Here is a 24,300-nt window from a genome sequence, read left to right as displayed (position 1 = left end):
GCCGAGAAGGCGGCCAAGTCATGGGGCGCCGTGGCCCTTGCCGCGGAAAAACGCGAAGCTCGCCGTGAACGAACGCGTATCATTGTCGATATGAAGGATCTGGCGAAAGGCAGATCCTGCTTGGCCCGAGCGCGGGTTCCCCGAAGTTCTTCTTGTCGATCATGTCTCGGATTTCACAAGCACGCATCTGGAGCAAGGGGCCGTCGATCTGCGCATACGGCTGATCTCCTCAGCCATCGCCCGCCCACAAGGTAGCAGAAAGTTCGAGTGCCTGTTTCGGACGTTCAACACTGAACTCCCAGGCAACCTTCGCAATGGCAGGCCGACATCACCTCATCGTCTTTCGCTTGCCGCGCTTGACGCTGCAATCGGGCGCTACATCATTTCGACCTCCAACGTGCGCCACCACCAATCGATCGGTCGAGCGCCCCTCGATGCCTGGCGCGGCGAAGGCTGGCTCCCGCGCATGCCCGAGACGTTGAGCGAATTGGACCTGCTCCTTGTGATGGTGGCGAAACCTCGCACCGCGCTGTCGGCACGCAGACATACGAAAAGGGCAAGGTTTCGCCCCTTTTGACGACATGGGGGCCGCGCGAAGCAAGTTGGTAATCGGGAACACGCAAGGCCCTCTCCACCTCGGTCGTAGCCGAGTTAATCAGGCTAGGCGCATGCGTGAGGCAAGTTTCCGGGCCGATCTTGCGACAATTACCTCCGTCGGAACGCGAAATTTAGCTCTGACATTTGCAGCTACCGGGATGCGGATTGCAAACACGCGCAAAATTCTGCAGTTGCCCGGGACCTTACGGCCTCAAGCGGCATTTTTCTTCCATGAACTTCGAAGCCTTGCTCACCCATTCGCCAAACCCCTACATCGTGATCGATCGGGATCTGGTCATTTCGTGGATGAACGATGCCTATCTGAAGGCCACGATGCGCGAACGCTCGGAGCTTCTGGGGAAGGGCATATTCGAGGCCTTTCCAAGCCCCGATTTGTCGGACAGCCATAAGCTGCTGCGGGCATCTTTCGACCGTGTCCTGACGACCCGGCAAGCCGACGAGATCGCTCATATCCGATACGATATCGAAACGCCGAATGGAGGAATGGAGCAACGCTTCTGGAGCGCAACGCATACGCCCCAACTCGACGAGGACGGCGAGGTCAAATACATCCTTCAACATACCGTTGATGTCACAGAATTGCGTGGGCTACGCCGGCTTCGCGACGAGGCTGGACTGATTGACCGAGCAAAGGCCGTGCAGGCGAAAAATTTCGATCTCGCTCGCGAGGCTGAGTGGCTGAGGGATGTTTTCGATCAGGCACCTGGCTTTACCGCTATCCTCGAAGGACCCGAGCATCGTTTTGTATTGGCCAATCGGGCGTTCCGCGCGTTGCGCGGCGTCCATAACCTCATCGGCGCACGTCTCGCTGACGCATTGCCGGAATGGAGCAGCAATGGATTTGCAGCGCAGTTGGATGCGGTTGCGGCGAGCGGCGCGCCGTTTATCGGAACGGGGGTCAAGCTGGAGTTCGGTGCGGAACCCTCCGCAGATACGGGGAACCGCTTCTTTGACCTTTTCTATCAGCCGATAGTCGCGCCGGAAGGTACGGTTTCAGGGGTTTTCGTCCAGGGACATGACGTGACCGCGCAGGTGAAGGCTCAAGAAAGACAATCCGCCCTGATTGATGAACTGGATCACCGCGTCAAAAACAACCTTGCCATCATTCAGGGTATCGCCAATCAGACCTTCCGTTCGGTTCCTGGATCGGAAAAAGCGAGAAGGGCATTCGAAGGTCGATTGCGTGCGCTCTCGGCGGCTCACGATATCCTGGCTTCGAATTCGTGGCAGCCGGTATCGTTTGAAAAGCTGGTCATGGCGGTGATTGGCAAGGCGATTCCACCCGCCCAGCTCCCGGTATTGACCATGGAGGGACCAGTCATTGCAACACCCCCAGCAAAAGCCGGCTCACTCGCACTCATGCTCAATGAGCTTGTGGCCAACGCCCTTTCCCATGGAGCATTGAGCCAGCAAGGCCGGATATCCATGACCTGGGGCCATGATGCGACAATGGGGGAGGATAGGATCCTGATCGACTGGAATGAGCAGGGCTATGTGATCCCGGCCGCTCAGACAGACAGTGGCGGGTTTGGACTGCGCTATCTTCGCGGCGTCGCTTCAGCAGAAGGCGGATCTGCGCAGACCGAATTCCGGCCCGATGGTTTCCGCTACAAAGCGGTTTTTTCCCTGGTCTGACGCGCTTTAGCGTAGCCTTACCATCACCGTTGGCGCCCTCACATCTCTTGGCTGATCAATCGCTTGGCGACGGTCACACGAGCAGCGATGCGCTGAGCGATGCTCTGGCCGCCGGAGAAGGCGGCCACCAGCAATGTGGGCTGCTGCCACCGGCCGGCTCTCTGGCAGCCCGCTCATAATCATGCCATCATCCACAAGCGCGCCGACCTCGGCGGCATGCCGATCACGGCCGGCAACCGATAACAACCTTCCATCTTTACGCCCGACCTGTGCCCGGCGATCAATCCGGTCCCTTACAGCCTGGTGTCGGCAAGGCGGGGCGGACGCATCAACCACTTTGGGCGCGGCCATCACGCGCGGCCGCGAGATTCTTCAAAATGGGACAGGCCGTCCGCAGCGCCGTAATGACGCTGGCAAGGCTAGCCTGGGGCAAAACGGTTCCGGCGTCGGGCTGGCTTTCAATCTTTTAACCGGGGCTTCCGGCTTGAAATGATAGTTTGTCTTCGCGGCGATCAATATTCCATGAAGCTGCTTTTATCGCGGCCTGCTGGAATCTTCGGGATGCCGGGATGCATGTCCAAGCCGCTCGCGGCTAAAGATCCCGGCCTTTGCTCAAGCATCGAACCTTCATGTCCGGGTCCCGCATTCGCTCAGCTTGCAATGCGGCGATCCGTGCGTAAGCTGGAGATCGCGCTGCTTGCCGGCGTGGAGGTGAGCCAACCCCCTCCTGGAACAATCGCTCGGCGCGAAAGCATCCGGGCCGCTGGCGCGAATGTCCAGGCCGTCATGGCTAAAGGCGCCGGTACTCGATTTCGAAACGTTGGTTTCGTTCGGTTCAGGCCGGGCGAACTCCGTATGGAGAAAGCCCATGAAGATGGGCAACCAGGGCTTCCGCACCTTGCGGGATGGATCGGCTGCGGTCGTTGCCGAAAGGGCATCGCCATGCGGCTGAAGAGGGCATCGGACGATTGCCCGGAATCGCGCGTGGTTTGCGAGGGCGAGCCCCTGCCTCCGGAGGACCGGCTTGTCCGGCGCGATCCCGACTGGCTCGAGCGGCTCTACCATGCGCACCGCGACCGGCTCCTGCGTTTTGCGGTCCGTCATACTTCGGCGGACCGCGCCGCCGATATCGTCCAGCAGCTTTTCATGCGGCTTGCCGGACGGGGAAGGGATGATCCGCTCGAAGTCGTCGCCCCGGCTGCGTACTTGCGGCAGGCGGCGCTCAACCTCATCAGGGACGAGGCGCGCCAGGCCGTCCGGCGCTGCGCCGAATTTCATAATGATGCGGTCGATGAACTCGAGGGTTTCGATACCGTTTCGGCCCTGGAGGCAAGGGATACCCTGGTGCGCCTCGAGGCGATCGTGGCCCGTCTGAAACCCAGGACCCGGGAGATCTTTCTCGCGCACCGGCTCGACGGCTATAGTTATGGCGAGATAGCGGCAAGGACCGGGCTGAGTGTGAAGGCGATCGAGAAGCATATGAGCAAGGCGATCGCCCATGTGTCCCGGCACCTGAAGCCGTGACGATCGCAGCGGGAGCAGGGCCGGTGCCGCGATGAGCATAGAGCAGGAAGCGGCTGACTGGTTCGCGCGCATGCGCGGGCCCGACGCAGACGCATCGCGCGCCGCCTTCGAGGCCTGGCGTAGCAATCCGGCGCGGGCGCAGGCCTACGAAGACAAGCAGCGCGCCTGGGACACGACCATGTTCCTGGCCAATACCGCGACGGGTAAGCGCCGCAGTCTCGAAGGCTTGGGGCGCCGGAAAATCACCCTGCCGGGCTGGACATGGGCTGCAGCGGCATTCCTTGCGGTCGGCCTCGGAGCCATGCTGGCGTTCAAGGGCGCAGGCAGGTTCGCTGCACAGTCCGGTTCTCCTCGGCTCGAGTCGGCGGCAATGGATAAGGCCCCGCGAACCGTCACGCTTCCCGACGGTTCGAATGTTACCCTCGATCGCGGCGCGCGCCTGCAGGTGGCGTTTGACGAAGGGGAACGGAGACTGCGATTGCTTGCCGGCCGGGCACGCTTTGCGGTTGCCCATGAAACGAGACGGCCGTTCCTCGTCGAGGCGGGCGGAGGCAGCGTCGTGGCGCACGGAACCCTCTTCGACGTCGCGCTCCTGCCGGGCGCCGCCGCCGATGTCTCGCTTCTCGAAGGCGCGGTCGAGGTCCGCAGCCTCCATGCAGGAAGACACGGTGTTGATCTCAAGGCGGGGGAAGGCGTCTCTATCGCCGGCGGGACGCTCGGCAGACCGCGTGCCATCATCCCCGCGGCCCTGCAGTGGCCGCGCGACATGATCGCGTTTGATGGTCTGGATCTTTTCGATGCCGTCGCCGCCTTCAACCGCACCAGTCCAATCCCTGTCGTTATCGACGGTGCGGTTCCGGCGGGAATGAAGATAACCGGTTCCTTCCGGCGCTCCGATCCGGACGCCTTTGCCCGGCAGGCCGCGCAGACGTTCGGCCTGGCGGCGCAAGCGCGGGATGACGGCACTCTGGCGCTGGTTCTCCCGGCCCCGGAAAAAAATCAAAAAAGGCGGTAGGGTAAATCCGACAGGGGGCCGTTCCCGTCATGAAGGATCCAGCGAACAGCGGTTCTTCGGGATGGAGGTCACCAAGTGCATTACCGTTTTCTGGCGTGCTGCAGCCTGACTGCAGCCGCAATGGCATGCTGTGCCCCGATCACAGCGCAGGCGCAGGCTGAGGCTCAGGCAAGTGCCGGGGCACCCGAGCGACAATCGGTCCATATTTCGGCGCAGCCGCTGCCTGCCGCGCTTCGCGAGCTCGGGAAGGTGTTCGCTGCCAACATCAGCGCCGATGACGCTGAGGTCACCGGTCGCAGTGCGCGCAGTCTCGACGGCGATTATAGCCTGGAGGAGGCGCTTCGGGTGCTTCTGGTCGGGACCGGACTGAAGGCGAGGGCAAGTGGGTCCGGCTTCGTGATCGGCCGGCGGGCAGCGGACGGGCAGGCCGGTGACGGGATCGTCGTCACGGGAACGCGCATTCGCGGCGCGGCCATTGCCTCGACTACCCTCACGTACGAACGCGAGGCGATGCGCGATGCGGGGCAATCGTCCGTTGCCGATGTCCTGCGCGCCATCCCCCAGAACTTCGGCGGCGGGCAGAATGCGGGCGTGGGCTACAACGTTCCGGGCGGGCGGGGCGTCGACCTCGACGGCGGATCCTCGATCAACCTCAGGGGGCTTGGCAGCGATGCCACGCTGACATTGCTCGACGGTCGGCGTATGAGCTACGCCGGCGTTACCCAGGGGGTCGACGTCTCCGCCATCCCGTTCGGTGCGATCGAGCGCATCGATGTGGTTCCGGACGGGGCCTCGGCGCTGTTCGGTTCGGATGCGGTGGCAGGGGTCGCCAACATCATCCTGCGCCGGCGTTTCGATGGCCTCGAGACGAGCGCGCGGCTGGCCGGTTCGACAGACGGCGGAAATTTCCAGCAGCAGTACGGCGCCACGGCGGGAAGGACCTGGCAGTCGGGAAGCGTGCTCGCCTCCTATGAATTCGCGCGGACCACCGCGATCGAAGCGGATCGGCGCTCCTATGCCGAGGCGCGAACACCGGGCGTCACGCTGGCACCCTACCTGCGCCACCACAATGCCGCGCTGGTGCTGCGGCAGGATCTCGCCGACAATCTCACGTTCGATCTCGACCTTCTCTACAACAAGCGCTGGTGGAAACAGACCTTGCCGCTCAATGCGTCCGGCGATCTTGCGGTCAGCCGCGTCGATTTCGCGCGTGGGTCTGAGGCCTGGGGCGCTGCACCGTCATTGACCCTTGCGCTGCCCTCCGACTGGCTGGCGACGCTGGGCGGCAGCTACGGCTGGAATCGCTCCGCGTTCGCCGGTGTGAACACCATTCGCGGGGTTCGGACCGAAGCCAGCTCCGGAGTCTATCGCAACACGACGCGGAATATCGAGCTCTCCGGCACCGGCAGACTTGTAGAACTCCCCGGTGGCAGCGTGAAGGCCGCGCTCGGCGGAGGATATCGTCGGAATGACTTCCGGCGAATGGGCTCGACGCCCGGCGCCTCGATCGAGGCTTCGCAAGACAGCTACTATGCCTTCGGCGAGCTTGCCGTTCCCGTGTTTGGCGAGGGTCAGCTTGCCGCGCTCGGCGAGCGGCTCGATGTCAGCCTTGCCGCGCGCTACGAGCGTTACCCAGGCGTTGGCTCGGTCGTCACTCCGAAGTTCGGGGCGATCTACGCGCCGACCAGGGATCTTTCGGTCAAGGGCAGTTGGGGGCGTTCGTACCGCACGCCGACGCTCTATGAGCAATTCCGGCCCGCGACAGTCTCCCTCTACGCCGCCCCGGCGCTGGGCGGAAGCAGCGGCGGAACAGCCCTCCTGGTCTCGGGCGGCAATCCGGACCTGCGGCCAGAACGCTCGACCAACTGGTCGGCTACGCTCGACCTTCACCCCAGGGCGCTCGAAGGATTCAAACTCGAAATCAGCTATTTCGACATTCGCTACCGCGACCGGATCGTTGCGCCGATCCCCTATACCGCGCAGTCGCTGTCGAACGCGATCTATGCCCCTTATGTCACGCGTGATCCAGACCCGGACGAACAGGCAGACGCGCTGGCGCGAGGAGCAACCTTCACCAACTATTCCGGTGCCGCCTACGATCCGGCAACGGTGATCGCCATTGTCGACAATTCCAACATCAATGCCGGGCGCCAGACGGTACGTGGGGTCGATGTGCTGGCCGGCTATCGGTTCGATCTGGGCGGAGGCGTGCTGCGTGCCGCCTTCAACGGCAGCTACATCGAGAGCAGGCAGCAGATCGCGGCGGGGCAGGCGGTCACGCAGATGGCCGGGACGATCTTCAACCCGCCGCATTACCGGGCGCGCGGCGAGGTCGGGTGGAGCGACGAGCGGTTTTCCCTGCTCGCCGCGGTCAACTACATCGGGCCGGTCCGCGATGTCCGCTCGGTTTCCGCACCCCGGATCGGCGCCATGGCGCCGGTCGATCTGACCTTGCGTTATCACCTGGACCGGAACGACGCGCGCCTGGATCACGCGAACCGGGGAAGCGCCCTGCTCGCCGGGATCGAGGTGATCGCCTCGATCCAGAACGCCTTCAACGACAAGCCCAACCCCATCGCGGTCCGGGCCTATACCGACACGCCCTACGACAGCACCAACTACTCGCCCTTCGGCCGCGTCCTCAGTCTTACGGTGTTCAAGAAATGGTAAAGTTCTTTTCCAGCCTGCTTGCACTGGCGGGCGCTCTTTGCAGTGCGAGCCAGGCGCGCGCCGCCTGCGACGACCTACTTCCTCCGGCTCAGGCCCTGCGGTCGCCGGAGTTGGCGCCCGAGTTGTCAGCGGGGGCGGGGGCTGCGACAGCGCCATCATCAGGGCCGTCGTCAGGGACATCGCGCCGGACCATGACCACGATGGATCTCGCCCGGATCCGCGATGTCGGCGACACCGAGGTGATTTCAAATCCGCAGAGCCCCTATGCCTTGTCGCCCGACGGGCGCAGTATCGCCTTCGTCATCGCCCGGGGTGATCCCACGACTAATACCTATTGCTCGGCGCTCGTCGTCATGCCGCGTGGGGGCGGCGGCGCGCCGCAGATCATCGATCGCGGGGGAGCGATCCCGCGCCTCGCGGCCGTGTTCCGCGACCTCTACATCGTCACCGGCTTTCCCGACACGATCGTTCCCGCCTGGTCGCCGGACGGGACCGCGATCGCCTACCGCAAGGAGGTGGACGGCATTGTCCAGCTCGTCGCCGCGAAGGCCGACGGGAGCGGTAGCCGCGTGCTCACCCATGAAGGCAGTAATGTCGAGAATTTCAAGTGGCTTCCGGATTCCGGGGCGCTTGCCTACTTCACCAGACCGGGCCGGGACGCCGCAAGAGAGAGGATCGCCCGTGAAGCCCGAACCGGGTGGCTTTACGACAAGAGTATCCTGCCCATGCAATCCTGGGAGCCGCAGCCGTGGGCAAAGGACCTGGCGAGAGCGGCCTTCGTGGTGGAACTCGCAGGTCCCAAGGTTCGCCCGGCGACGCCGCAGGAGGAGCGGTTCATAAATCCGCCGCCGGCAGCGGGAGCCCCTTACGAGCTTGCCGTTCGGGCTCCGAACGGCGCATCGGCATGGACAGCGCCGGTCAATGACCTTCCCTATGCGAAGCGCCGGGTCTGGGCGCGACTGCCCGGCGGAAGGGATATCGCCTGCAAGGCCGAGGGCTGCGCCGGCAAGATCGGCCGCCTGTTCTGGCAGCAGGACGGAAAATCCGTCGTGTTCCTCGCCCGCGAAGGATGGAACAGCGAGGAATTCGTCCTCTACCGCTGGGTGCCGTCCAGCAATCGCCTCACCACCATTCTGCGTACCAACGATGCCCTGACCGGCTGCATCTTTGCAGGTGACGAACTCCTATGCGGCCGCGAGAACGCCGCCACGCCCCGACGCATCATGGGGGTCGATCTTGCGTCGGGGCGCAGCCGCCTCGTTTTCGACCCGAACCCCGAGTTTGCGAACCTGAACCTCGGGAAGGTCATGCGCCTCAAGGTCACCAGCGATCGCGGCTATCCCGCCTGGGCCGACCTCGTGCTGCCGCCGGATTACGACGGCAAGAGCAAGCTGCCTCTCGTCGTCGTCCAGTATCGCAGCACCGGCTTCCTGCGGGGCGGGATCGGCGATGACTATCCGATTTATCCCATGGCCGCGAAGGGCCTCGCCGTGCTGAGCTTCGATCGCCCGCCGTCCATAGGTAGCCAGGACCCTTCCGTAAGGACATTCGAGCAGGGCCGCGCTGCCGACTGGAACGGCTGGGCCGATCGCAGGAACACGCTTTCTGCGATCGAGGCAGGCATCGATGCCGCCGTGGCGACCGGGACGATCGACCCCGGACGCATCGGCATCAGCGGCCTCAGCGACGGTGCCTCCACCATCGAGTTCGCGCTGATCAATTCCCGCCGGTTCAAGGCGGCGGCCATGAGTACCTGCTGCGATGACCTGCTGACCCAGACCGTGCTCGGAGGCTTCGCATGGGGCGCGGAAATCCTGCGGCGGGGCGTCCCGCCTTCGGTCGATAATGACCGGGAGTACTGGAAGCCGATTTCGCTTTCGGTCAACGCGCGCAAGATCGATACCCCGATACTCATGCAGGTGGCGGATCGGGAGGCGTCGCTTGGACTACCGGCCATCGGCGCGCTGACCGAGGCAGGCAAACCGCTCGAAGTCTATGTGTTCCCGGACGAGTATCACAACAAGTGGCAGCCGGCGCACCGGCTTGCGGTCTACGATCGCGCCATCGACTGGTTCAACTTCTGGTTGCGGGATCATGAGGATCCGGCGCCCGGGAAACGGGAACAGTACGCGCGCTGGCAGGAACTTGCGCGCAAGGCATCGAAGGGAGGCAGTCCGATCAGCCCCTGATCGCGCGGGCCCAGATTTCGGCATCCATCAGCCTGACGATCCGGCTGCATTCCCGTCCCCTGAAGGGAGTTGGATCGTCCAGCGCTGCTTCGACGGAAGCGATATCGATTACGCCTGCCGCGGCCAACAGTCCGCCGAGCAACCGATCGCGGATCATCTCGCGATTGGCCTCGTAAAGCTGCACGATATAGCTGTCCGGGATGCCCTTGCTGTGCCGCCAGATCACTTCGGGCGGTAGCATGTTCGAGAAAGCGCGGCGGGCGATGGCCCGGTTGCATCCGCGCTCGATCCATTGCCATGGCGCGAGCGACAGGCAGTGTTCGATGAGCGGCTGGCTCACGAGCGGAGACACGACATTCGATTTTGTGCCGTGGGGGCCGTCTTCCATGAAGCTCTGGGCGCCGATGAGCTGTGCGATCTGAGCGGATCGGCCCGGTCGCGGCGGATGGCCGGCCGACAGCCAGGGGTGTAGATCCTTCCGGTGGGCAACTGCGACCGCGTCAGGGGAAAGCATCTGCCTGGCTGCAGGCCAGCGGTAGGGACGCGAGCGTTCCCAGGCGCGCCGGATGGCTTTTCTCGCGACCCGCCATGCCGATGCCTGGGTAAGCGCCGCTATCTCGTTGCAAGTGTGCCAGAACGCGCGTGGACCCTGGCGATCGAGCAGGCAATCTGCAGCGGGCGAAGCCGATTGCAACGAGCAGAACACATTGTCGCCGCCGCCGCCGTCGACGATCGTGTCGCAACCGAGCTCCTCTGCGATATCTCCTGCCGTCCGGTAGAGCATCTGTTCGAAGCTGCGGGCCACCGGACGCGGCAGACTTGGTGAAGCTGGCAGGTCTAGCAGCAGTGAGCCTTCATTCATTCTCCTTTCGGCAAGGAGGAGCTCGAGGTGCTCGCAGGCGGCCCGGGCATAGACGCGTTCGTCACCGGCCGATGCCGGGGCAACGAGGTTGAGGCAAGCGACCTCCCGGTCCCTCGCGGCCAGCGCAGCAGCGACAATCGACGAATCTAGCCCGCCCGAGAGCATGACCAGGCATCGATCGGCGTCATAGGTTTTCGCCTGGATGCAGCGGATCGCTTCCTCGCGAAGTCTTGCTGCGGCTTCCTCCGCGCGGGGCGGCGCGCTGTCCGCAAGCACGAAGTCCCAGGGCGACCAGAGGATACGATGCTCGGCCCTGCCGCCGAGGAAACGTATGCGCTCGCCGCCTCGCACTTCGCAGACGCCTTCAAGGCAGGTTTCCCGCAGCCGCATGTCGGCAAACACCAGTTGCCGCGCAACGGCATCGTAGTCGATGGACCATGACTGCTTCGTACCAAGCTGCAACGTGTCGATATCGGAGGCCAGATGCGCATGCCGGTCGGCGGCGTGATAGAGACAGGGCAGCGTGCCGAACGGACTGCGCAGCACCGCCGTGCCCTCGGCAAGCGGTATCAGCGCGACGTAGTCGCCCCAGTACTTGCCGATCAGGTGTCTGCCGCCGCTCCCCAGGATCTGCTTCGCCTCGGATCCGGGCAGGGACAGCACCCGCTTCGCGCTACCCTGCGTAAAAAGCGAGCCGAAAATGTAGCCCGATTGTCCGATCGGGATTGCCTTGGCCAGCGCATTGCCTGCAGCGAGCAGTCCGGGGCGATCCAGGAAGATGGCAAGGCCGGCACGGCGGGCTTGCTCCTGCAGGCGGTGTTGCCGGCCTTCAGCCAGCCCGACAGCGATGAGATACTTCTGCATTAGAGCACCGCGATCGGCGTGTAGTGGGCGGCGATATCCAGTCGCTCGTTGACCAGAACATCCCGCCACTGAACCCAGGCATGGGCCCGGAACGGCGGCATGCCGACGGCGATCACGACATCGGCGGGTATGCCGGCTGCATGGAGACTGTGCGCCGCTGCGATCGCATAAGGCAGGCAAAGTTCATGGGAACCGAACATGCGGGCGCAGGTCTTCTGCGCGCGGGCGACTGCAGCAAGTGCGCGCCGTGTGGCTTCTGAGCCAGCATCTCCATCCCGTGTCGCTGCAGTCTTGCGCCGCACGAGAGTCGCTGCTGTTGCCGGTAGGCCCCTCAGGCGCAGGCTCGCATGCGCACGGAGCAAGTGCCAGGCGAGGACGGCGGCGTCACGTCGGCGCAAGGGGCAGGGCGTCTGGTCGAAAACGCTGTGATGCGGAGTTTCTGCGGTGCAGGGTGCGAGGCTCAGCGGCGCATCGCCCGGGACGATGATCCGGGCCTTTACCAGGATGTCCCGCTCGGTCCGCGAAATCGGATGACCGGCCAAAGCCCGCCTGAAAATATCCTCCGCTTCGTGCGACAGGCCGAAATAGCGGTCGGCGGGCAGGTCGAGGAAGACAATGCGGTCACCAAGGGTGCAGAACGATAGGCCGCCGCGCAGCGATGTCGGCATGATGCATTTTCCCTTGCAATGTCCTGGGCAGAAGGATGCGCGGCCCCAGCCGCGCATCCTCTTGGGTCAGTCGTCCGTGAGACCCGGCTGTTCGAAAGCCAGCACGAGATCATTGCCCTGGCCGATCGGGCCCCTGGTTTCGACAGTGGCGGAGCCCAGGTCGATGACGGTGTCTTCGCGTTCCATTTCAGTCTCCTTCTGCAAATGCCGCGATATTGCGGCTGGAACAAGGTGACTTGAATTGGCGATTATAAAAAATTTATAATCTTCCTATAATGGGAATATATTTTCTGTGTAATTCAGTCTTTATTGTAAATTTTCGAAACTAACATCCGTGCATTCGCTATTCTCTTGCCGTGATAGGCTCTGATGGCGCGGGTGAATGCGTTTTTGCCTTCGTGTTTCGTGTCGTTAATTGACTTGAGTTCCTGCATGACATCATCGAACAGCAGGCTTTCCGCTGCGCGGGCGCTCGCCAGCCGGTCATTGATCATGACGAGCTGGGCGAAAAGTTCCGGCCGCTGCGACGAGTCGCCAATAGCGAGAAACAGACCGGCGGCGCTGTCGGCATAGGAGGCGCCGGGCAAGGGGACCGGCAGAGCCGCGTCCCTGCTTCCCGCAACGGCATGGCCCAGGCGCAGCAGTTCGAAGTTCAGGCGGTAGAGGTCGATGAGGATCGTCTCGGTCATCACCGGCAGGTGAAAGCCGGTATTGGGCCGGATCTCGACCAGCCGCTCGCCTGCCAGCCTGAGCAGCGCTTCGCGCAGCGGCGTCACCCCTGAGACGATATCTCCGGCCAGCCTGGCGGGATCCAGCCGTTCGCCAGGGGCAATCGTACCCGACAGCAGCAGGCGTTTCAGGTCATCGTAAGCCTGGGAGGATCGCGGGCCGGCATTCATCCGGCGTCCCTTTGACAGGCGGCATATTCGGCTACGGCTGCGGCCTGTGCAGGCAGCAGCGCATCGCTTGCGCCGCAGTTCCGGGGAGGGCCCTTGCCCAGCAGAACCGATGGACAAAGCCCCTCGTGGTTGCCGAGGTTCGGCCGGTGCTGCCGGTAGCCCACCAGTGCCGCGAGCTCGGGCGAAAAGCGGCGGGCGATTGCGGGCGGATAGGCAAGCCACTGGTTCTCGTAGGGTTTGAGCCAGCCGAGACAATACCCCGTGATCATTCCCCGCCGGACCTCGCCGCTGGTGTTGGCGCCCGCGCCGTGGAGCGCCGAGCCGAGGAACACCAGCGCATCGCCGGGCTCCATCTCGATTGGCAGCCCTTCACCGTCCGGCGCATCCTCGCGTGCGGCCGGGCCGTGGCTGCGCGGCCAGATCCGGGTTGCGCCGTTTTGCCGGGTAAAGGGCGTGAACGGCCAAATCACGTTGACCAGGCATTCGGCGGCGCCTGGGCCAAGCCGCCACATGTCCTGGTCGCGGTGCGGCATCTGCGCCAGTTCGCCAGGGTGGATGGCTACACCTTGCGTCAGGTTGAGCTGGACCGTGTCGCAGGCGGGAGCAAGGACCTGCTCCGCCGCTTGCAGGATCGCCTCGTGCCGCACAAACGCCTCGGCATGCTCCGAACGCAGCAGCAATCGCCCGAACCTCCTGGTGCGGTTGCCATAGAAATGGCCGGCACAGAACGGCGTGCTCTCGAATGAAGGCGCAAGATCGCGGTCAATCGCCTCGATTTCCCTTGGCGGCATCGCGCCGGTCACCAGGCAGAAACCATTGGCGAGCAGAGCCTCCGCGATCGCGGTGGCGCGCTGTTCAGCGGAAGACATCGTACGTCTCCCTGCCGGAGGACGGCGCAAGGAGACCACATCGCTCCAGCAGGGCCGGCGTGTCCTCATCGATCTCGATGGATACCGCCGATAGCATCCGGTCGCCTATCTCTCTCGGCGCCCCGAGCGGGCGGCACCGCCAGCCGAATGACAGGACCTGGCGCATCCACGCAGCTTCGGCGACGCCGGTGAAACGCTCGATGCCGGCGCGCAGCGCGAATGTCACGAGCGCGTGGATCAGTTCGTCGCGGTCACGCCGGCGCCGCGCCGCCGATGACCCACGCTCCAGGCAGAAGCGGGTGATCTCCAGGGTTGTGGGGCCACGCGGAATTTCCTCATCGCACAGCCCGGCAAACAGGCCCGCGAGGATATGCGGCCCCGTGGTCGGCAACAGCCGCGCCGAGGCGCGATGCCCGCCGTCCTCGCCGCTCAGCACGACATAAATGGCAGGTCCCATGTCGAACTCGTCGAGCTCGAAACGGCCGGCGATCACCGGCAGGTCCCAGTGCAGCAGGTCGATGAAGACGCGTTTGCGCGCCTCGAACATGCTGCGCAGGATCTTCAATTCGGCGGCGCCGGGGGCATTGGGCAGGAAGTGGATCATCGCGAACCTCCAAAAGGGGATCGCAATCCTGCCTGCCACCGGCGCCCTGCGGTAGGGACGGTTCCGTCCCTACCAGGCGCAGCGGACCTCGTGATAGCTGATCGCTCCGCCGCGACATGCGAGGAACACTGCCTGTGGCCTTTTCACTGCACCAAGCCGGGCACAGGCGCCGCTGATATGGCGCCGCACGCTGCCCTCCCGGATCCCGATGATCTGGCCGATTTCCCAATCGGTCTTGCCGGCCGCCACCCAGTCAAGGCACTCGCGCTGCCGCCCGGTAAGCGGGGCGCTGCGCATCTTTTCCATGGATTCTGTAGCCGTTCAGGCGGCGGGCGGCCTTGAAGGCATCGTCCGCGATCAGCCGAGCCAGAACAAGACTGTCCGCGTCGAGCTCGCGGCCCGGTACTGCGGCGAACGAGCACGACGCCTGAATTTCTCCAGGCACATGCGCGGGCACCGTGAAGCCCTCCCCAAGACCGTGGCGGTGCGCAAGTTCCATGTGGCGCTGGTCGGTGCGGCTGAGATCGATGTACCGGCCGGCATCGCTCCACAGGAATGCCTCGTGGGTCCTCCCCACCGCCCGGTGAACGGGATCGCGGCCGCTAAGGTGGTTTTCGTCGTAGAATTGCACCCAGTTTGGTGGATAATTGCACAATCGCACCGCCACCCTGGCTTCGCGCGGGTCGATGTGATGGCCGAGCGCGTAGTAGTCGCAGCCTATCGACCTCGTGACCTCCGCGAGGGCCATGGCCAGTTCGTCGAGGCTTGCCGCGTTCTCGAACCTCGCCCGAAAACGCCTGTATATCTTCATGAAGCCCATGCTTCGTCTCGGTTCACCGCGGCGTCTCAAGCCGCCTCTCTGCGCCGAACCGTCCCTTGCACGTTCAGGCCCTTTCGGCTCCGGCCTTCATTCCGGAAGCGACGGGCGATTGCAGATGGCATCTATCCTATAACTTGCTGCTTCGCGGGCAAGCCTTATTCTGTAATGAAAGTGTCATGACCAGCTCTGCCGCGCGCGCCTCGTCGGCCCTGTGCGGCCGGAACCACGATCCAGGCGAATGGCGCGATCCCGAGCGCTACCGGGCGCTTGCCGGGATGGACAGGGCCGGGCTTGCGTGGGAATGGCTGCGGCGCGACCCGGTATATGCCGACTGGTATGCGCGCGCGAGCGAAGCGACGCGTTCGGGATGGGACGGGGGCGCCGCCCGGGCCTGGGGGCTCCACTTTCGCCGAGCACCCCGAGGTTTCTGCTACAAGAGCAAGGCTGATCTGGACGGCTGATATCGATCCCGGAACGATCGAGGTAGAAGCCTTGCCGGCGGCGACCGGCGATGTCGATGCCATCGATCCGGCCGAATTTGCCGCATGGCTGACGATCGTCCGAGTGAAGGAGGGACGGGAGCATGCCGTCATCAGCGATGCGGCCCGCCGCATCAGGCTCGATATCGCGGTGGGTTCGCTGGGACGCGGGCCGGTATGTCTTCGGTTCCGGTTTGAAGGCATCAGCGCTTTGCGGACTCGTGTGCTGCCCCTGCGCCGACTGCTGGCGCTGTGCGAGAACCGGCGATTTGTGAACTCGCTGTTTCCCGAGGATACGAAAAGGGCTCGCCTCATCGGCATGCTGAGAGTTCACGACGGGCTCGTCGCCGGCGCCAGCCTCGGTGATCTCGCCGAGGCGCTCTATGACAGCGGATCCGGAGATGCCGAGGCCGCGCGTTGCTCCGATTCGCTACGCTCGCGGGTGAGACGCCTTGTCCGCGAAGCGCGCGCAATGGCAGCGGGCGGCTATCGCCGGCTGATGCGCGCTTGATCTGGCCTGTTATGCCCCTTGCTGCTTTGGCCACCTGCAATCTTCGAGAATGGAGAAGCAACACGAGTATAGCGGCAGGGCACCGCTGGCCGAGGCGAGTCCGGCCAGCAGAGCGACGGCCCCAAACCGCCCGAGTCGCGCGTCACGAGGGGCTCACCTGTGGCGGGAGCGCCCCCTTTGCATTTTGCCGATCAAAGCAGCATGCAGCCAAGCAGTATCAAGCTGCAGCCGGGGACCACGATGCCCATGCGTTGCCTTCGGCTACGCGAGCTATCCGCGAGAATTCCGGATGTTGCCAGACCCATGCCCAGCGCGACGAAGACGATCAGCCAAACAGGGTTGTTGCCTTGCATTTCGGTACCTTACAAATGCCACTCCTGCTCGAAACAACCCATTACGGTTTCGTCGCTGCTTTGCATTAACATAGGTAGAAAAAATTCGGATGGCATCTGAGCTTCCGCCCGAACGGTGCGCAGTCTCTTGACCGCGAAAGCGAAAATGCAAATATTCTGGCTGGCGGAATCGCCGCCAATGTGAGGAGAGTTGGAAGAAAGGAGGCAACGCAATGTCCCTCTCCAAATTTCATCATCCGTTCGAGTTCATGGGCCATCCTCAGCTCGAACCGGAAGTCAAACGCGCAATTCTGGCATCCTGGGCGTCCGACGCCCGCGCAGTCCAAGATCGTCCCGATCTGAGGCGACCACCCGGCTCGCCTCATCCGATTCGGCTTGACGACATAATGTCTGCCATGCGCAGTCTCGATGCCCGCGAGGCATGATCATGTCGGAAAGGCTATTCACACTCCTGCGCCAGGAACGCGAACGCTTGGAAGCCGCGATAGCGAAAGCAGAGGCCGAAGGAGCGGGTCCCGCCGAACTGAAGCGGCTGAAGGCGCTGCATAGGATCGTGAACGAGCAGATCTGCTCTTGGATGCGAGACCTTTATGGCAACGATCCTGACCAGTTGATGCTAGCAGCGTGAGTCGATGATGAGCCGGAGCGTGCAACCGGCTCATCATCGCTTTCCCAGACACGGCGAGGGGAACTCGTTCGGCCCACGTGTTCGATCGAGGGCGACGGCGCGTCAGTGCGGCTTGGCGTTGCGGCGCGTCAGAGAGACCTGCGAGCACGAGACCTTAGCCCGCGCGGACTCGGCGCGAGATGGATACCGCCCCTTCTGATGAGACCCTTGTGCGCCTCGGCGCGATGCGACCCGAACTGAGCCCCGGAGCTTTGGAACGCGCTCCGGGGCGCTTTCGCCAAAGGGCACCCGTCAACCATGTTCGCCTGCTTGGTTATGGGCATAGGGCCAAAGAAAAGGCCGGCAAAGCCAGCCTTGAGTTTGGGAGAGGATGCCTGAAAGGCAAAGCGATACTGCATCTGCGAACAGGATTGTGCAAGTGCGAAAATTCTCGGGATCAGGGTAGCGGCGGCAGCATCGACGATGCTTTTCTTTTCTGTTCGTTACGTCTGTCCCTTCATCCCGCTCGGCAACGACGATGTCCTCCGGGAGATGCCGGCGGGTAGGGTGCCGGGATCGAGGCGAGTCGGCGAAGGGGTTTCAAATGGCGGGGTCCCCTGCCTCAGTCTTCACCTTATCGCAAAATCCGAAAGGTTCGTGGCGACCATGTCCGCGGCGATTGCAAGCCGGGAACGAGCCGGCCTGAGATGCACTTAATGGTCACGACCTCTAGCAGGAGGATTCCATGACAGAAGTATTCACCGACGCCATCGCGCTTTTGAAAGCCGACCATCGTAAGGTCGAGGGACTTTTCGCGCACTTCGAAAAAGCAAAGTCTTCCGCGCAGAAGAAGGCTCTTGCCCACGAGATCTGCACCGAACTGAAAATCCACACGATCATCGAGGAAGAGATTTTCTACCCCGGCTTCCGGGGAAAAATCGAAGACGATACGCTCGATGAAGCTTATGTGGAGCACGACGGCGCCAAGGTCCTGATCAACGATATTGAGGCTGCTTCGCCAGAAGACGACTTCTTCGCGGCCAAGGTCAAAGTGCTCTCCGAAGAAATCAAGCATCACGTCCATGAGGAAGAGATGCCCTCGGAAGGCATGTTCGCCCAATGCAGAAAGACCGATGTCGATCTTGTCGCCATGCGCGACCAGATGCTCGCGCTGAAGGAAGATCTCCTCGCCCAGTCGAAGTCCGCCGGACTGCCGCCGGCAAAGCCCAAGGCGGTCAATCTCTTGGCTGCCTGATGGAGAGATGCCATGTCGGATACAACTGATAACGGTGAACGTCGCGGGGCCTTGGGAGATGCCCGGCCCGACGCCTTCGACCCCCATCACCAGAAGGAAGGGCCGCAGAAGCCGGAAAACATCGAGGATCGCCCGTTGGTCGGAACCGTCAAGCCGGAAGACTATCCGGAAGACCAGCGCGCCAGGAACAACGGGCATTGAGGCTGGATCGCGAAAAGCCGAGCTCGCGCCGCCTTGCACGGGCAGGATTGATGGTCGTGGTGATAGTGCTGGCTGTCATCCTGCTCGTCTTTGCCGGGCGCAACGTCTGGCATGCTGAGGAACTCAAGCAGGAACAACAGACCGGTGTGAAAGAGCACGACGGGGCCGCAAGGACGACAAAAATCGCTGGGTGACTGACGTGGGCCCAGACGTGATGTTCGCGGGCTTCCGGCCTCTCTTTGCGGACCGGTTGAACGTGTTCGCCTTGGCGCCGATTGCTGCCGCTGTGCCCGGTCGGGATTTCAATCGTCTTGCGCGTCGGTACGACACTGGAGGTCATGAAGACGGCCTCGGGGATCCAGCCATGCTAGCGCGCTCTCGAAGGAGACGTAGCTTCCGGGCACCAGGCTCTGTGCGATGGAAAACGGGTGCAGCTTCCCGCTGTGCATCGCCTTGGCCAATACATAGGCGCCCCGCTTCAGACGGATGAGGGAGCGGTCGGCCAGCACCCGATTGACGAGACCGTAGCGACGCGCGTCGCTGCCGCCTAACAGATCGGCAAGCTGGCTGTCATGGATGACCCGGCTTGCAAAGCCGGATGCCGCTACTGCGTCTGAGAGGCTGGACATAAATTCCAGATCCTTCCGCTTAATGGAAGTTTCGAGAATTTGTTGAATCACTGTCAAGTGCTTCTCGTGAGCCAGGCCCCGATGTCTCCGCCATGCCGCTGCGACACGGTGAGCGGAGCGAGAAGGGCCGGGGGCGAGATTTTCGCGCGCAATTCCGGCATCCTGGAACAGTCCTCAGCGGGCGGTCTCGATCCGGCTGGTGAGCAGATCGACCATTGCCGGAACCGCGATCGTTGCCGGTCCTTCGAAGAATCTCCGTAAATCCGGGTTGCCCGAACGTTGCAGGTTGACCTCGATCGTGATCGCCCGGTTCTCGCGGGCGTACCTGACGAGGCCGGCAGCGGGATGGACCAGGCCTGAGGTGCCGATCGCGGCGAAGATGTTGGCGCGTGGGCAAACTTCCTCGGCCCGGCGCCTGTGATAGGGCGTTTCACCAAACAGCACGACATCCGGGCGCAGCGCGGGCTCGTCGCAGACCGGACAGTCCTCGCGAACGGCAAGGTCCCGGTGCCGGGGGAAACCGGCGTTCGCAGTTCTCGCAGCGCGCCGCGTTGAGTTCGCCGTGCATGTGCAGGACTTCGCCGCTTCCCGCCCGCTCGTGGAGGTTGTCCACGTTCTGCGTGATCAGAGTGAACTCGCCTCTCCTTTCACGAGCCCAGTGCTCTTCCAGCCGCGCCAGTACCCTGTGGGCCGCATTGGGCGCGGCCCGCTCGAGCTCTGCCCGCCGGGCGTCGTGGAAATCGTGAACCCGGTAGCGGTCAGCGGCGAAGGCATCGGCGGAGCAGATTTCTTCCATCCGGCCGTCGTCCCAGGCCGCTGCTGACGAACGAAACGGCGCAATTCCGCTTTCGGCCGAGATGCCCGCGCCGGTGAGGATAACGATGTTCGTCAAGAGATTTTCCCTGTTCCTGCGGGCCGGGTCCTCTCGAGGCTTTGGCAAGAACGGGCACTTTTATGCGCGTTCATGATTGCATCTGATAGGCCGATGCGAAACGTGCCCGCGCCCATCGCACCGGAAAGCATCTTCCCAGCGGAAGCTGTCTCCGTGTATCCCACCTTCTAAAGTCGTGACCTTCTCACCATCGAGCAGACCGATAATCGGCGAATAGCCGCCGAACCGTCCCGGCTCCACTATGTCGCTGGCGTTGGCGGGAGTGCCTGAAAATGCGTAGAGCGTCACCGCTGCTGCGATTATTATCTCCACGCTTCCTCGCCAGGAACCGGGGTAGCCGGTAGAGCAGTTCCCCGTCCGATAGCGGAAGGTCTGAAGCCCTTCGAGGTTTTGGCCGTAGAGGGTCTCGATCCACCCCATCCATATCGGCCGTCCGCACAGATCGTGAACAACCCAACGAGCGGTCGCTTGCAGGGAGGCGCATGGGCCATCTGAAGGACCGCCAAGTTGGAGAGCGGACATCTCAGAAATGCTGTTTAAGGCGCTAGCATGGCCGAATCCGGCCTCTTCCTGCTTCAAGATTTGAATTGCCCGGAATCACTTTCACGTTCTTGTTGCCGCCAAGCTGTCGTAGTTGTTGCGGACTGCCGATCGCACAAATGCGCCCTCCGTCCTGACCGCTACCGTAGCCTTCCAGCATATAGACTGCTGGGCCATTGTCGCGGCGATAGAATCCGTTCGGCCACTGGCAGGCACCTGTGTTCCTACCCTGAAGGCGCAGACGGTTGACTACGTTCACCTGCTTGAAGCCGCCCAGCATCTTCATCTGCTCTTCATTCTGCACGCCGCAGTAGCGATTTCGGTCATATTGGTAATAGACTGTCCGGTCGCGCTGTTCGCGATAAAACCCTTCGCCTCGGCCATAACCGTTATCGTTGCCGCGGTTACCGTAGCCGCTATTATCGTACTGCGCCGCGGCAGGAACGGAGAAAACAACAAGTGCTGCGATCGCTGCGAAGATGCTCTTTTCGCGCATGAATAATCCTCCTGTCGGACTGCAAGTAGGCTGACACTAGACCGCAAGACGGTCAACCTCCACAACTGCGATGCCAAACGTCAATCGGCATCACCGATGATGCAGCGCTGCTCCAGAGGGGGCTGCCGCCTCACAGCGCGCCGCCAGTTACAGCAGGTTTTCGGCTTGCCCGTGGCTAGTCATGAGCGAGACACTTCGTCGAGGGGTGACCTGCCCCGTGGCTACGCCGATCTCGAGACTACCTTTCCTCCGAACGGCGGCCTCATTCCTGTCATACGGGAAAGAACGTCAGGTTGCAGGGCGTGTTAGCCGACATCGGCTCAGCCCGGACTACCGGGAAGCAGCGCCTGATAGATGCCGGTACCGCTGTTGCAGAGCTCTTCCGGCGGCGGCCTCGCGATTCTTGCGGCCCTCGCGATTCTTGCGGAACGTCGCTATCCCTTCAGAGGTTGTTTGCGGCGAGCCTAATGCGAAGGGAAAATCATGGCGATCGAATGTGTGGCCTATCGCGATGCCAAGGGCGGACTTCACAGCAGCCTCGAGAAGGCGACGCTGGAAGACCTGGCTGCGGTCCTGGGCCGGGTCGGCGATGAAGGGGGCATGACCAGCGGTGTGGCGCGGATGATCTTCGACAAGCGCGCGGAAATCGAGCGGGTCTTTGCCGAGCATGACGCTCTTGTAGCGTCGGCCGCCGGTTCCGCGGGAGATCCTGCCGGGTCCGGTGCGCCGGATGCCGGCAGCATTCGCGTCGTCAGGAGCGACTTGCCCTGAACTCGGCTTGCCTCGTCACGCTTCGGATAAGCCTTTGATTGCAAAGTGGCAGCAGCGCTGTCCTGGACCCATCGGCTGAATGGCGGTTTCCCTCGTGGATAAGTGCGGGGGCTTATCGTTTTCGTCCGGCGGCAATGTACGGCGGGGAAGGCGGATTCGCACTGAAGAGGTTGCCGGAAAGAGCGAACAGCGGCGCCTCCTGCCCTAAGGCATGACCGCGCTCTATGCCGCGCGGGCGGGCTCACCGCCCCTGATGCCCGCGCTTCGGCACCGAGCCCCTTTTAAAGGGTCTCGGCCTTCGGTTGCGATCGCTGGCGCTCAAGGGGGACGTGGGGGTCGGCGGGACATGCCCCGCCTCGATGTGGACGCGCGCAGGCTGCGTCCGCGCGCGGCACCATTTGTGAGCCTCTCCCGATGAAAGTCGGGGTGCGGGCTCGACAACCGTCTGGGCCCGCCATCGTCCCCTGCAAGCCGCGCCTTCGTCGCGGCTCCTCCACTTCCGTTCCGGCCTTTCAGGTGCAGGCACCGCCTAGCGCGGGCCCTGTCGGTCGTCCGGGCCGCCCACCCCCCGCCTTTCCGGGGGAGGCCCATGGTGGGTTTTTTGGGCAGTGCAGGAGGTGAGACATGCGCAGCAATCGCAAGGTCCCGCAATGCGCGAGGCCGCAAGATCAGGTTCGTGGTGCTGTCGGTTCCGGCTGGCAGAGGGACGACGGCAACGCCGATCCGGTGCGGACCAAGGTTCGGGAGCGCGGGCTTTCGCAAGATGTGGATAACCCTGACCATAACCTCAGTCATAACCCCGAGGGTAACCTTGGGGGTAATTCCGGAGGCAGTCCTTCGGCGGGCAGGCGGGACACCCGCAGGAAGGAGGCGCGGGTCTCGCTTTATGACGAGGTCACCGCCCGGATCATTACCGAACTGGAAGCGGGGCGCGTCCCGTGGGTGCAGCCATGGAGCAGCGCGGCTTGCGGCGGGCCGGGGGAAACAGGGGCGGGGGGAGCCGGGCCGGTTCCCTGCCTGCCGCGCAACGCTCTGACCTCCCGCAGCTACTCAGGCATCAATATCCTGCTGCTCTGGGCTTCGGCGCTGGCCGCAGGCTGGGAGCGTCCCGGCTGGCTCACGTTTCGCCAAGCCATCGCGGCGGGCGGCAATGTGCGCAAGGGCGAGCATGGAACGCAGGTCGTCTATGCCGACCGCTTCACTCCCGAGACCGAGAAGCAGCGGGCGCGGGAGAGCGGCGGCGAGGCGCGGTCGGTTGCCTTCCTGAAGCGCTTCACGGTCTTTAACGTTGCGCAGTGCGAGGGCTTGCCCGACGATATCCTGCCGCAACCGGTCGCCTTGCCCGAGCGCGAGATCGTGCCTGTGGCCGAGGCGCTCATTGCCGCAAGCGGGGTCGATTTCCGGATCGGGGGCGACAAGGCCTTCTATGCCCCCGGCGCGGACTTCGTGCAGGTGCCGCCGCAGCAGGCATTCTATGAGCCGGTGAATTGGTTTCGAACGGTTTTTCACGAGCTTTGTCATTCAACCGGCCACAAGTCCCGGCTGGGCCGCGACCTCGCGAATGGGTTCGGGTCGAAGGACTACGCCCGCGAGGAATTGGTGGCGGAAATGGGTTCGGCCTTCCTCTGTGCCTCGCTCGGCATCGTGCCGACCGTGCGCCATGCCGACTACATCGGCGCATGGCTGGAAGTCCTGCGTGAGGATGCCCGTGCGATCTTCCGTGCCGCCTCGATGGCCAGCAAGGCGGCGGACTGGCTGCTGGCACGTCATGCCGCAGCCGATGCCGAAGTGGCGGAGGACATCGCGGCAGGTCTTTGGAATTCGCGAACGGACGAGGGGAGGGCGGTGTCATGAAGCTGCTGTCTCCCGGCATCCGCTCGCTGCTCAGTGCAAACTTCGAGCATTGCGTCCGCAACCCACGCTTCGATCCGTTTCCGCTCGTTCGCCTGTTCAATCCCACGGGCCGCGCGGTGTGGCTGGTCAGCGAACTCTATGCCGATGATGACACGCTCTACGGGCTGGCCGACCTCGGCTTCGGCTATCCGGAACTCGGCATCTTCTCACTGCGCGAGATCGAGGCCATCGATCTGCCGCTCGGGCTGAAGATCGCCCGCGATCTCGCCTTCACCACCCGGCACCGCCTGTCGGTCTGGGCCGAGGCCGCTCGGCTTGCCGGGTCGATCCCCGATGCCGCCGATCTCTTGAACCGCCTGACCCGCGAGGACCCGGACGCCATCAGGCTTCTGCCCCGCTGAGGGGCCGATGACGCGGGCAGGCGTTTTCCTGCCCATCTGAAAGCCGGTCCACCATATCCCATCACGAACGGGTG

Annotated in this window: 26 protein-coding genes; 14 read left to right on the top strand and 12 right to left on the bottom strand. The window is 63.4% G+C overall.

Annotated features, from left to right (window positions below):
* Positions 1-828 precede the first annotated feature (828 nt).
* The 5 genes from ACZ1II_RS22645 to ACZ1II_RS22625 all read left to right on the top strand — a co-directional run bounded on the left by ACZ1II_RS22645 (position 829) and on the right by ACZ1II_RS22625 (position 9,651).
* On the top strand, positions 829-2,253 hold the full coding sequence (locus ACZ1II_RS22645) for a PAS domain-containing protein (protein ID WP_465145795.1): 1,425 nt from the start codon (positions 829-831) through the stop codon (positions 2,251-2,253).
* 672 nt (positions 2,254-2,925) lie between these two features.
* A complete protein-coding gene (locus ACZ1II_RS22640) occupies positions 2,926-3,777 on the top strand; it encodes an RNA polymerase sigma factor (RefSeq protein WP_465145794.1) in 852 nt (283 codons plus the stop codon).
* A gap of 31 nt (positions 3,778-3,808) precedes the next feature.
* On the top strand, positions 3,809-4,792 hold the full coding sequence (locus ACZ1II_RS22635; protein WP_465145793.1) for a FecR family protein: 984 nt from the start codon (positions 3,809-3,811) through the stop codon (positions 4,790-4,792).
* Positions 4,793-5,041: 249 nt separating this feature from the next.
* Positions 5,042-7,462 (top strand): TonB-dependent receptor domain-containing protein, encoded by a 2,421-nt coding sequence (locus ACZ1II_RS22630; RefSeq protein WP_465145792.1) that lies wholly within the window; start codon positions 5,042-5,044, stop codon positions 7,460-7,462.
* Positions 7,463-7,653: 191 nt separating this feature from the next.
* Positions 7,654-9,651 carry an Atxe2 family lasso peptide isopeptidase gene (locus ACZ1II_RS22625; RefSeq protein ID WP_465145791.1) on the top strand — a complete coding sequence of 666 codons (1,998 nt, stop codon included), beginning with the start codon at positions 7,654-7,656 and terminating at the stop codon, positions 9,649-9,651.
* Here ACZ1II_RS22625 and ACZ1II_RS22620 read toward each other — a convergent pair.
* The 8 genes from ACZ1II_RS22620 to ACZ1II_RS22585 all read right to left on the bottom strand — a co-directional run bounded on the left by ACZ1II_RS22620 (position 9,641) and on the right by ACZ1II_RS22585 (position 15,237).
* Complete coding sequence (locus ACZ1II_RS22620) at positions 9,641-11,377, bottom strand: asparagine synthase-related protein (RefSeq protein ID WP_465145790.1); 1,737 nt, start codon at positions 11,375-11,377, stop codon at positions 9,641-9,643. The two genes, ACZ1II_RS22625 and ACZ1II_RS22620, sit on opposite strands and share 11 nt — an antisense overlap.
* Positions 11,377-12,045 carry a lasso peptide biosynthesis B2 protein gene (locus ACZ1II_RS22615; RefSeq protein WP_465145789.1) on the bottom strand — a complete coding sequence of 223 codons (669 nt, stop codon included), beginning with the start codon at positions 12,043-12,045 and terminating at the stop codon, positions 11,377-11,379. The genes ACZ1II_RS22620 and ACZ1II_RS22615 overlap by 1 nt, the downstream gene beginning before the upstream one ends.
* 66 nt (positions 12,046-12,111) lie before the next feature.
* Positions 12,112-12,231, bottom strand: a complete 120-nt coding sequence (locus tag ACZ1II_RS22610; RefSeq protein WP_465145788.1) for a benenodin family lasso peptide — start codon at positions 12,229-12,231, stop codon at positions 12,112-12,114.
* Positions 12,232-12,344: 113 nt separating this feature from the next.
* Complete coding sequence (locus ACZ1II_RS22605; protein WP_465145787.1) at positions 12,345-12,944, bottom strand: GntR family transcriptional regulator; 600 nt, start codon at positions 12,942-12,944, stop codon at positions 12,345-12,347.
* Positions 12,941-13,813, bottom strand: coding sequence for a phytanoyl-CoA dioxygenase family protein (locus tag ACZ1II_RS22600; RefSeq protein WP_465145786.1), 873 nt, complete (start codon positions 13,811-13,813; stop codon positions 12,941-12,943). Before ACZ1II_RS22600 ends, ACZ1II_RS22605 begins: the two co-directional genes overlap by 4 nt.
* Positions 13,800-14,417 (bottom strand): acyl-homoserine-lactone synthase, encoded by a 618-nt coding sequence (locus tag ACZ1II_RS22595; RefSeq protein WP_465145785.1) that lies wholly within the window; start codon positions 14,415-14,417, stop codon positions 13,800-13,802. Before ACZ1II_RS22595 ends, ACZ1II_RS22600 begins: the two co-directional genes overlap by 14 nt.
* Positions 14,418-14,486: 69 nt before the next feature.
* Positions 14,487-14,714, bottom strand: a complete 228-nt coding sequence (locus ACZ1II_RS22590) for a LuxR C-terminal-related transcriptional regulator (RefSeq protein ID WP_465147368.1) — start codon at positions 14,712-14,714, stop codon at positions 14,487-14,489.
* Positions 14,671-15,237, bottom strand: coding sequence for an autoinducer binding domain-containing protein (locus tag ACZ1II_RS22585; protein WP_465145784.1), 567 nt, complete (start codon positions 15,235-15,237; stop codon positions 14,671-14,673). Before ACZ1II_RS22585 ends, ACZ1II_RS22590 begins: the two co-directional genes overlap by 44 nt.
* A 176-nt stretch (positions 15,238-15,413) precedes the next feature.
* Here ACZ1II_RS22585 and ACZ1II_RS22580 point away from each other — a divergent pair, with 176 nt between their 5' ends.
* From ACZ1II_RS22580 to ACZ1II_RS22555, 6 genes are all read left to right on the top strand, one after another.
* Complete coding sequence (locus ACZ1II_RS22580) at positions 15,414-15,698, top strand: transcriptional regulator domain-containing protein (protein WP_465145783.1); 285 nt, start codon at positions 15,414-15,416, stop codon at positions 15,696-15,698.
* A gap of 31 nt (positions 15,699-15,729) precedes the next feature.
* A complete protein-coding gene (locus tag ACZ1II_RS22575) occupies positions 15,730-16,227 on the top strand; it encodes a DNA -binding domain-containing protein (protein ID WP_465145782.1) in 498 nt (165 codons plus the stop codon).
* Between the two features lie 774 nt (positions 16,228-17,001).
* Entirely contained in the window at positions 17,002-17,208 is a 207-nt protein-coding gene (locus ACZ1II_RS22570) for a hypothetical protein (RefSeq protein ID WP_465145781.1), read from the top strand.
* A gap of 724 nt (positions 17,209-17,932) precedes the next feature.
* Positions 17,933-18,442, top strand: a complete 510-nt coding sequence (locus tag ACZ1II_RS22565; RefSeq protein ID WP_465145780.1) for a hemerythrin domain-containing protein — start codon at positions 17,933-17,935, stop codon at positions 18,440-18,442.
* 12 nt (positions 18,443-18,454) lie between these two features.
* Positions 18,455-18,643 (top strand): hypothetical protein, encoded by a 189-nt coding sequence (locus tag ACZ1II_RS22560; RefSeq protein WP_465145779.1) that lies wholly within the window; start codon positions 18,455-18,457, stop codon positions 18,641-18,643.
* Positions 18,640-18,837, top strand: a complete 198-nt coding sequence (locus ACZ1II_RS22555) for a hypothetical protein (protein WP_465145778.1) — start codon at positions 18,640-18,642, stop codon at positions 18,835-18,837. The genes ACZ1II_RS22560 and ACZ1II_RS22555 overlap by 4 nt, the downstream gene beginning before the upstream one ends.
* A 108-nt stretch (positions 18,838-18,945) precedes the next feature.
* On the opposite strand, the gene ACZ1II_RS22550 is transcribed toward ACZ1II_RS22555, so the two are convergent.
* The 4 genes from ACZ1II_RS22550 to ACZ1II_RS22535 form a co-directional block, all read right to left on the bottom strand.
* Positions 18,946-19,272 carry a hypothetical protein gene (locus ACZ1II_RS22550; protein ID WP_465145777.1) on the bottom strand — a complete coding sequence of 109 codons (327 nt, stop codon included), beginning with the start codon at positions 19,270-19,272 and terminating at the stop codon, positions 18,946-18,948.
* Positions 19,273-19,446: 174 nt separating this feature from the next.
* The gene (locus ACZ1II_RS22545) at positions 19,447-19,731 is read right to left on the bottom strand and encodes a hypothetical protein (protein ID WP_465147367.1); all 285 of its coding nucleotides are present in this window, start codon (positions 19,729-19,731) and stop codon (positions 19,447-19,449) included.
* Complete coding sequence (locus ACZ1II_RS22540; protein ID WP_465145776.1) at positions 19,703-20,164, bottom strand: Sir2 family NAD-dependent protein deacetylase; 462 nt, start codon at positions 20,162-20,164, stop codon at positions 19,703-19,705. Before ACZ1II_RS22540 ends, ACZ1II_RS22545 begins: the two co-directional genes overlap by 29 nt.
* 544 nt (positions 20,165-20,708) lie before the next feature.
* Positions 20,709-21,200, bottom strand: coding sequence for a hypothetical protein (locus tag ACZ1II_RS22535; protein ID WP_465145775.1), 492 nt, complete (start codon positions 21,198-21,200; stop codon positions 20,709-20,711).
* Between the two features lie 483 nt (positions 21,201-21,683).
* Between ACZ1II_RS22535 and ACZ1II_RS22530 the strand changes: the two genes are divergently transcribed.
* The 3 genes from ACZ1II_RS22530 to ACZ1II_RS22520 all read left to right on the top strand — a co-directional run bounded on the left by ACZ1II_RS22530 (position 21,684) and on the right by ACZ1II_RS22520 (position 24,226).
* A complete protein-coding gene (locus tag ACZ1II_RS22530; RefSeq protein WP_334185956.1) occupies positions 21,684-21,971 on the top strand; it encodes a hypothetical protein in 288 nt (95 codons plus the stop codon).
* A 624-nt stretch (positions 21,972-22,595) separates the two neighbouring features.
* The gene (locus ACZ1II_RS22525) at positions 22,596-23,825 is read left to right on the top strand and encodes an ArdC family protein (protein WP_465145774.1); all 1,230 of its coding nucleotides are present in this window, start codon (positions 22,596-22,598) and stop codon (positions 23,823-23,825) included.
* On the top strand, positions 23,822-24,226 hold the full coding sequence (locus ACZ1II_RS22520; RefSeq protein WP_465145773.1) for a DUF2958 domain-containing protein: 405 nt from the start codon (positions 23,822-23,824) through the stop codon (positions 24,224-24,226). The genes ACZ1II_RS22525 and ACZ1II_RS22520 overlap by 4 nt, the downstream gene beginning before the upstream one ends.
* Positions 24,227-24,300: the final 74 nt, after the last annotated feature.

Source organism: Novosphingobium sp. BL-S-20 (genome assembly GCF_055521635.1).
The sequence above is the reverse complement of the archived record's forward strand: the minus strand, read 5'-3'. Positions and strand labels throughout refer to the sequence as shown.